Source organism: Streptomyces sp. NPDC003027 (genome assembly GCF_053591435.1).
Map to the genome: position 1 here is coordinate 19502 of NZ_JBSFTU010000064.1, position 8833 is coordinate 28334.

Here is an 8833-nt window from a genome sequence, read left to right on the forward strand (position 1 = left end):
GCCGCCTCCACGCCAACTGCGTAAGGCAACACTGGGCAAGCGGTTCACCCTTTCGGGGTTCGGACCAATCCGCCGGGCAGTGGCTGCCGAATGGACGGTGTGAGCAGCTTCCGCAGCAAACTCGTCCGCGCCGCGATGGGCGCGCCGGCCGGACTCCTGGCCGCTTTCACGGCCCTGGCCGTGGCCGAGCTGGTCGCCGGACTGGTGCGGCCGGCGGCCGGTCCCGTGACCGTGGTGGGCGGGGCGGTGATCGACCGGACGCCTGCCGCGGTGAAGGACTTCGCGATCCGCACGTTCGGGGAGAGCGACAAGATCGTTCTCCAGCTGGGGATTCTGGCGATTCTCGCTCTCATCGCCGTCGGCCTCGGTGTCCTCGCCCTGGCTCATCGGCGGGCCGGTGCTGCGGGGGTGCTGCTGTTCGGGATCGTCGGCGCCGCCGCGGCCCTCAGCCGCCCCGACTCCACCGGCATCGGTGACGCGCTGCCCTCGATCGCCGGGGCGGTCGCGGGAGCTCTCGCCCTGTATGTGCTGGCGGCCAAAGCCGCCGTCCCCTCCCCTGCCGCGGCGGGTGCGGACGGCCAGAGAGCCACCGGGGCGTGGAGCAGGCGCGGGTTCCTTGCTGCGGCCGGTGTGACCGCGGTCGCGGCGAGCTCGGCCGGTGCACTGGGCCGGTACCTTACCGGCCGGCAAGGCCAGGGCGCGATCGCTTCGCGGGAGAACCTGGTCCTACCGAAGCCTGCCTCCCCAGCCCCCGCCGTACCGGCCGGCGTCCAGCTGAAGGTTCCAGGCATCACGGCCTTCACCACCTCCAACTCCGACTTCTACCGCGTCGACACCGCCCTGACAGTGCCCAAGGTCGACGCCGACACCTGGCGGCTGCGCATCCACGGCAGAGGCGTCACCCGCCCCCGCACCTACACCCTCGACCAGCTCCTCGCCCGCCCGCTCATCGAACGCGACCTCACCCTGACCTGCGTCTCGAACGAGGTCGGCGGCCCCTACATCGGCAACGCCCGCTGGCTCGGCGTCCCCCTCGCCGACCTCCTGGAGGAAGCCGGCGTCCGGCCACCGTCGAAGGGCGGACGGGCCGATCAGCTCGTGGCCCGCTCCGTGGACGGAATGACGCTCGGCTCCCCGGTGGAGGACCTGATGGACGGCCGGGACGCGATCCTGGCGGTCGGCATGAACGGCGAGCCGCTGCCCTTCGACCACGGCTTCCCCGTCCGCATGCTCGTCCCCGGCCTCTACGGCTACGTATCGGCCTGCAAGTGGATCCAGGACATCGAACTCACCACCTTCGACGCCTACGACCCCTACTGGGTCAAGCGGAAGTGGGCCCGCAGGGCCCCCGTCAAGACCCAGTCCCGCATCGACACCCCCAAACCCTTCGCCCGCCCCGCCGCCGGTCCCGTCACCATCGCCGGGGTCGCCTGGGCCCAGCGCCGCGGCATCACCCGCGTCGAGATCCGCGTCGACGACGGGCCCTGGCAGGACGCCGACCTCGCCGCCCAGGCGGGCGTCGACACCTGGCGCCAGTGGTCCTACCGCTGGAACGCCACCCCCGGTGGACACAACCTCACCGTCCGCGCCACCGACGGCACCGGTCAGACGCAGACCGAGCAGCGCACCCGCACCATCCCCGACGGGGCGAGCGGCTGGCACAGCGTCTTCGTCACCGTCTCCTAGACCACCGGACCCGGCCGTCAGGCCGGCCCGGGCAGCACAGCACAACCCATCACCGAACACCCGTACAAACAGCCCCACGAGGAGCCCAAGATCATGAACAGCATGAAGATCCGCCGTACCGCGATCGCCGTCGCCGCGGCCGCCCTGCTGCCCCTCTCCCTCGCCGCGTGCTCCGACTCCGGCAGCGACACCGAGGCAGCCCCCAGCGCGGCCGCTGAGGACGCCGCGAAGACCGGCGAGAGCACCCCGGCGGAGGGCACCACGACCGGCGACCAGCCGTTCGGCCCCGCCTGTGCCGGCGTCCCCAAGGAAGGCGCGGGCTCCTTCGACGGTATGGCCAAGGACCCGGTCGCCACCGCCGCGTCCAACAACCCGGCCCTGTCCACCCTGGTGACCGCGGTCAAGCAGGCCGGCCTGGTGGACACCTTGAACAACGCCAAGGACATCACGGTCTTCGCCCCGACCAACGACGCCTTCGCCAAGATCCCGAAGGCCGACCTCGACAAGGTCCTCGCCGACAAGGACATGCTCACCAAGATCCTCACCTACCACGTCGTCGGCCAGAAGCTCGCCCCCAAGCAGCTGGAGAACGGCAGCTTCGAAACCCTCCAGACGGGCATGATCACCACCACCGGGTCCGGCGAGTCCTACAAGGTCAACGACACCGCCAACGTGGTCTGCGGCAACGTCAAGACCGCCAACGCCAACGTCTACATCATCGACACCGTCCTGATGCCCAAGTAGGCCCTCGCGCGAGATCGGCAGACCTCGACGGCCCTGCACCCCGTCCTCCTGGGAAGGGTGCAGGGCCACGGCGTGAACGCCCAGTACTGGGGCGGCCCGGAGCCCGAGCGGGGCGGGGTTCGCAACTCTCAGTGACGGCCGCAGTGGCGGGTCGACTTCCGTCACGCCGCCTCAGGGGCGTGGCACTCAAGGCGGGGAAGGCAATCGCCCGCTCCCCAGCGCCGCGCATTCTCCCCAGGGCCCCGGACCCCTCGGGTACGTTCGCTGTACCGAATTCGATCAGGGGCTCTCGCCCGCCGTCTACAGCCAGTCCCGCCGCTTGAAGATGACGTACAGGCTCGAACACACCACTGCCATCAGCAGGATCGCGAACGGATAGCCGTACACCCAGTGCAGCTCCGGCATGTGGTCGAAGTTCATGCCGTAGATGGTTCCCACCAGAGTGGGGGCGAAGAGGATGGCCGCCCAGGACGAGATCTTCTTGATCTCCTCGTTCTGTTCGAAACCGGCCTCCGCCAAGGCGCGCATCTCCGCGTTCTGTTGCTGGGTGACCAGCGTCGCGTTCACCGTCAGGATCTCTGTCAGGGCCTGGCGGAAGCCGTCCACGCGTTCGCTGGTGTGGGTGACGTGGTCGGCCACGTCGCGGAGGTAGCGCTGGAGTTCCTCGTCCGTACCGTACTTCGCGAAGCCGGCCATCAGGCCGTGCAGCATGCCCACCAGGGGGCGGGTGGCGCGCTGGAACTCGACCATTTCGCGGGAGAGTTCGTAGATGCGGCGGGAGACGGCGGGGTCGCCGCCGAAGACCTCGGTCTCGATCTCGTCGATGTCGTTCTGGACTCCGGCCACGACCGGGGCGTAGCCGTCCACGACCGCGTCGAGGATCGCGTACAGGACCGCCTCGGGCCCCAGCGCGAGGAGTGCCGGGTTCTCCTCCATGCGGTGGCGGACCGCGGAGAGGTCCGGGGCGGGGCCGTGGTGGACCGTGATCACGAAGTCCTGGCCGACGAAGACGTGGAGTTCGCCGAAGTCGACCTCCTCCTGCGCGTCGAGGTAGCGGGCCGCGCGCAGGACGACGAAGAGCGTGTCGCCGTACCGCTCCAGCTTGGGGCGCTGATGGGCCTCCAGCGCGTCCTCGATCGCCAGCTCGTGCAGATCGAACTCGGCTGCCAGGGAGTGGAGTTCGGCCTCGGTGGGGCGGTGGAGGCCGATCCAGGCCATGCCGTCCGGGTACTCGCGCAGCTGGCGGAACGTCTCGGCCAGCGAGTCGGGGGAGGAGACCCGGTGCCCGTCGCGGTACAGGGTGCCCCGCACGACGCTCGGGCCGTCGGCCGGCCGCGCGGTGTCGTGCGCGGCGGGCCCCACCGGCGTGGCGTCGGCCGGCGGGTCCGGCTGACGCCGCCATGCTGCGCGGGGGCGGCGCTCCGACATCGTGGGTCCACCTTCGCGGTCGAACCCCCTGGTCAAGACCCCGGTCAGGGCCTTCGGTCAGGGGCTTCGGTCAGGGTCGTTGATCACGGTCTTCGGACGGGGTCGTTGATCAGGGTCTTCGGGCAGGATATACGGGGCGAATCGCGACAGCGCGATGGCGTCGTCCCCGGCGACGCCCGTCCCCTCTTGAGGACCGTAACCGTCCTCAAGCCCGAGTAGCGTTCCCTCCATGGCCTCCACGTCGACCGCCCCGGTTCTCACCGCCCGTGCGCTGGGCCGCGCCACGCTCGCACGGCAGCTGCTGCTGACCCCCGCCGCGCTCTCCGCGAAGGACGCCGTCGCGCACCTCGTCGGCCTCCAGGCCCAGAACACCAAGCCGCCGTACTACGCGCTCGCTGCCCGGCTCGAAGGGTTCCGGCCCGAGGAGCTCTCCGCGCTGATGGAGGCGCGCGAGGTCGCCCGGATCGTCACCATGCGCTCCACCATCCACACCCACACCGCCGACGACGTGCTCACCCTGCGGCCCTTGGTGCAGGCGGCTCGCGACCGCGAGCTCAAGATCTTCCGCAAGGGGCTCGACGGCGTCGACCTCGACCGGCTCGCCGCACTCGCCCGCGAGCTCGTCGAGGAGCGGCCCCGTACTCCGAAGGAGATCCGTGAGGCGCTCCTGGTGGAGTGGCCCCACGCCGATCCGTCGGCGCTCACCGTCGCCGCGCGCTGTCTGCTGCCCCTGGTCCAGGTCACCCCGCGCGGCCTGTGGCGCAGGAGCGGGCAGGTGTGCCTGACCACCGCCGAGGCCTGGCTCGGCCGCGCCGCCGAGCCCGCCCCCACCCCTGACGCCACGGTGCTGCGCTACCTCGCCGCCTTCGGCCCCGCCTCCGTCAAGGACATGCAGACCTGGTCCGGCGTCACTCGGCTCCGGGACGCCTTCGAACGCCTTCGCCCCCAGCTCCTCACCTTCCGCGACGAGCACGGCGTCGAACTCTTCGACCTCCCCGACGCCCCGCGCCCCGACGAGGACACCCCGGCTCCGCCGCGCTTCCTGCCCGAGTTCGACAATCTGCTGCTCTCCCACGCCGACCGCACCCGCCTCATGCCCGCCGACGCCGTCGACCGCAGATGGAAAGGGAACCAGGCCTACCGCGTCTTCCTGTACGACGGCCTCCTCGCCGGGCTCTGGGGCCTGGAGGAGGCCAAGGACCGTACGACGATGACCGTCCAGCCCTTCGGACGTACGGGCAGGAGCGAGCGCGCCGAGCTGACCGGCGAGGCGGAACGGCTGCTCGCGGTCATGGCCCGGGAGGGGCTTCCGTACGAGATCCGGTTCGGTGCCGTCGAGGCGTAGGGCACTCATGGTGCGGGGTCCGCCGACGTCGTCCTAGCGCCGCAGGCCCGCCCGCTACGGGAGCAGTCCCGCCCTGCGTGCCGCCACCACCGCCTCCAGCCGGGTGTGGGCCCCCAGCTTCCGCATCGTCGACCGCAGATAGCCCTTCACCGTCTCCGGGCGCAGCCCCAGCCGTGACGCCGCCACCGCGTTGGTCGCGCCCGACGCCACCGCCGCCAGCACATCCGTCTCGCGCGGCGTCAGCGTCACACCCGCCGGCCGTCCGGGGGCCGCGGACGCCGTCTCCAGGCGCCCGCACACCGCGAGCAGCCGCGCCCGCAGCTCGGGGTCGTCGATCCGCGGAGCCAGCTCCCGCAGCTCCCCGTGCGCCTGCCGGACCTCCTCCCACGAGGGCCCGGACGGCTCGACCTGCCGCACGTGCCCCGCGTGCCTGGAAAACCCCGAGGACAGCGAAGACCTCGAGGACAGCGAAGACCCCGAGGACAGCGAAGCCCCAGAGGCCGACGCCGCGAGGAGCCGGTGCACCTCGTCGTGTACGGCGAGCGCCTGTTCCACGTCCCGGGCCGCCGCCACGGCCGCGTCGAGGACCCGCTCGCCGATCGGCAGCGCCTCGCGCAGCGCCCCGTACAGCACCCCGCGCACCGCGCGCCGTACGACGACGGGCACCGCGATCACCGAACGCAGGCCCTCCGCCGCCACCGCCCCGTCGTACTCGTGGGTGATGTGCCGGGCGGACGGGTAGTCCGTGACCGCGCACGGCCGCGACAGGGCCACGCACCTGCCACCGAGCCCGCTCCCCGCGGTGACCGCGAGTCCGCGCAGGGCCGGCGTCCGGGTCCCCGTCAGCTCCGCGATCCTCAGCCGCCGGCCGTCGTGCAGCAGCCCGCCGAAGACCACTTGCAGCCCGGTCGCGCGGCGCAGCCGCAGCAGCGCCGCCCGCATCTCCCCGCCTTGCGTCTGCTCGGGCACGGAACACTCCTTCACCCCCGAACGGGGGTAGTGAGACCTGGGTCACTGATTACACGATGTCCGTGACCGGTCCCGCAACGAGGAGGACATATGACGGCTACCCGCGCGACGGAGAGGTTCCGGGCCGCCCGCGACTTCCTGCTGGAGCACCGCGCCGACTACGAGACGGCGTACGAAGGCTTCGCCTGGCCGCGGCCCGACCGGTTCAACTGGGCGCTCGAGTGGTTCGACGTCATCGCGGCGGGCAACGACAGGACCGCCCTGCACATCGTGGAGGAGGACGGCTCCGAGACGAAGCTGAGCTTCGCGGAGATGTCCGCCCGCTCCGACCGGTCGGCCAACTGGCTGCGGGCCCAGGGAGTACGCGCCGGTGACCGGATCATCGTCATGCTCGGCAACCAGACCGAACTGTGGGAGACCGCTCTCGCCGCCATGAAGCTGCGCGCGGTCGTCATCCCGGCGACGCCGCTCCTCGGCCCCGCCGACCTGCGCGACCGCGTCGAGCGCGGCCGCGCCCGGCACGTGATCGTGCGCGCCCAGGACACCGGCAAGTTCGACGACGTACCGGGGGAGTACACCCGGATCGCCGTCGGTACGGACGGCACTGCCGGGCGGAGCGGCTGGCTGCGCTACGAGGAGGCGTACGGCGGGCCCGGGGCCTCCGAGGCGCCCGCCGCGGCCGAGGTCTTCGAGCCGGACGGCGTCACCCGCGCCGACGACCCGCTGATGCTCTACTTCACCTCCGGTACCACCGCCCGGCCCAAGCTGGTCGAGCACACCCACACCTCGTACCCCGTCGGCCATCTCGCGACGATGTACTGGATCGGACTGATGCCCGGCGACGTGCATCTGAACATCTCCTCGCCCGGCTGGGCCAAGCACGCCTGGTCCAACCTCTTCGCACCGTGGAACGCGGAGGCGACCGTCTTCATCCACAACTACACCCGCTTCGACCCGGCCCGGCTGATGGCCGAGATGGAGCGGCACGGCGTGACCAGCTTCTGCGCCCCGCCGACCGTCTGGCGGATGCTGATCCAGGCCGACCTCACCCAGTTGAAGAAGCCTCCGCGCGAGGTCGTCGCCGCCGGTGAACCGCTCAACCCCGAGGTCATCGAGTCCGTACGGCGGGCCTGGGGCGTCACCGTCCGGGACGGCTTCGGCCAGACCGAGACCGCCGTCCAGGTGTCCAACAGCCCCGGGCAGCGGCTCAAGGAGGGCTCCATGGGCCGGCCGAGCCTCGGCTACCGTGTCACCCTGATCGACCCGGTGAGCGGGCGGCCGGACGCCGACGAGGGCGAGATCTGCCTCGACCTCTCGAACGACCCCGTCGGGCTGATGACCGGCTACCACGGCGACCCCGAGCGCACGGCCGAGGCGATGGCGGGCGGTTACTACCGCACGGGAGACATCGGCTCCCGCGACGCCGAGGGCTACATCACGTACATCGGCCGCGCCGACGACGTCTTCAAGGCATCCGACTACAAGATCTCGCCGTTCGAGCTGGAGAGCGCGCTCCTGGAACACGAAGCGGTGGCCGAGGCGGCGGTCGTCCCGGCCCCCGACCCGCTGCGGCTCGCGGTCCCGAAGGCGTACGTCGTCCTCGCGGAGGGCTGGGAGCCGGACGCCGACACGGCCAAGGCGCTCTTCGCCCATTCGCGCGCGGTGCTCGCCCCGTACAAGCGGGTGAGGCGCATCGAGTTCGCCGAGCTGCCGAAGACGGTCTCGGGCAAGATCCGCCGGATCGAGCTGCGCGAGCGTACGGCGAACGGCGACGGCGAGGGCACGGAGTACAGCGAGGGGGATCTCGGATGAGCGCCGGGACCGGCGAGCGGAATCCGTACGACGCGACGGGTCCGTACGGTGCGACGGGTCCGGCCGGTGAGCCGCGGTTGTCGTACGCGCGGGGGACCGGCACCCCCGAGCTGCTCGGCGAAACCATCGGGGCCAACCTCGAGCGCGCCGTCGCCACCTGGCCCGACCGCGAGGCGCTGGTCGACGTGCCGACCGGGCGCCGCTGGACCTACGCCCGGTTCGGCGCCGACGTCGAGCGGTTGGCGTCCGCGCTGCTCGGCAGCGGGGTCTCCAAGGGTGACCGGGTGGGGATCTGGGCGGTCAACTGCGCGGAGTGGGTGCTCGTCCAGTACGCGACCACCCGCATCGGCGCCATCATGGTGAACATCAATCCGGCCTACCGCGCCCACGAGTTGGAGTACGTGCTCCGGCAGGCCGGGATCTCGCTGCTCTTCGCGTCCCTGGCGCACAAGACCAGCGACTACCGCGCGATGGTCGAGCAGGTCGCCGCCCACTGCCCCGAGTTGCGGGAGACGGTCTACTTCGGCGACGCGAGCTGGGACGCGCTGCTCGACCGTACGGCCGGCGGGCTCCGGCCGGCCGCGCTCTCCTGCGACGATCCGGTCAACATCCAGTACACATCGGGGACGACCGGCTTCCCCAAGGGGGCGACCCTCTCCCACCGCAACATCCTCAACAACGGTTACTTCGTCGGCGAGATGATCGCCTACACCGAGCGGGACCGGATCTGCGTCCCCGTCCCCTTCTACCACTGCTTGGATACGTGACCACCTATGCACTGAGCTCCAGAGGGCGCATACTGACATGCGTGAGTGATGGGGAGGAGCTGCCACCCGAGCAGCTAATGGA

General features: G+C 71.3%; 6 protein-coding genes and 1 pseudogene. 5 read left to right on the top strand and 2 right to left on the bottom strand.

The features are described from left to right. The first annotated feature begins 90 nt into the window (after positions 1-90). Together ACWDX6_RS29175 and ACWDX6_RS29180 are read left to right on the top strand one after the other, a co-directional pair. Positions 91-1686 (top strand): sulfite oxidase, encoded by a 1596-nt coding sequence (locus tag ACWDX6_RS29175; protein ID WP_451487874.1) that lies wholly within the window; start codon positions 91-93, stop codon positions 1684-1686. A 93-nt stretch (positions 1687-1779) separates the two neighbouring features. Beyond that, on the top strand, positions 1780-2430 hold the full coding sequence (locus ACWDX6_RS29180; protein WP_451487875.1) for a fasciclin domain-containing protein: 651 nt from the start codon (positions 1780-1782) through the stop codon (positions 2428-2430). Between the two features lie 300 nt (positions 2431-2730). Here the strand turns inward: ACWDX6_RS29180 and ACWDX6_RS29185 are convergent, their stop codons facing one another. Continuing rightward, positions 2731-3858 carry a magnesium and cobalt transport protein CorA gene (locus ACWDX6_RS29185; RefSeq protein WP_451487876.1) on the bottom strand — a complete coding sequence of 376 codons (1128 nt, stop codon included), beginning with the start codon at positions 3856-3858 and terminating at the stop codon, positions 2731-2733. A 229-nt stretch (positions 3859-4087) separates the two neighbouring features. Here ACWDX6_RS29185 and ACWDX6_RS29190 point away from each other — a divergent pair, with 229 nt between their 5' ends. Continuing rightward, positions 4088-5203: a winged helix DNA-binding domain-containing protein gene (locus ACWDX6_RS29190; protein ID WP_451487877.1), complete on the top strand. Its 1116-nt coding sequence runs from the start codon at positions 4088-4090 to the stop codon at positions 5201-5203. A gap of 54 nt (positions 5204-5257) precedes the next feature. Here ACWDX6_RS29190 and ACWDX6_RS29195 read toward each other — a convergent pair whose 3' ends face one another. Then, positions 5258-6145 (bottom strand): response regulator transcription factor, encoded by an 888-nt coding sequence (locus ACWDX6_RS29195; protein WP_451487879.1) that lies wholly within the window; start codon positions 6143-6145, stop codon positions 5258-5260. Between the two features lie 117 nt (positions 6146-6262). Here ACWDX6_RS29195 and ACWDX6_RS29200 point away from each other — a divergent pair, with 117 nt between their 5' ends. Both ACWDX6_RS29200 and ACWDX6_RS29205 read left to right on the top strand, forming a co-directional pair. Beyond that, positions 6263-7984: an AMP-binding protein gene (locus ACWDX6_RS29200; RefSeq protein ID WP_451487878.1), complete on the top strand. Its 1722-nt coding sequence runs from the start codon at positions 6263-6265 to the stop codon at positions 7982-7984. Then, positions 7981-8739 (top strand): annotated as a pseudogene (locus tag ACWDX6_RS29205) (AMP-binding protein); the annotation flags it as partial. The gene ACWDX6_RS29200 and the pseudogene ACWDX6_RS29205, both read left to right, overlap by 4 nt. Positions 8740-8833 lie beyond the last annotated feature (94 nt).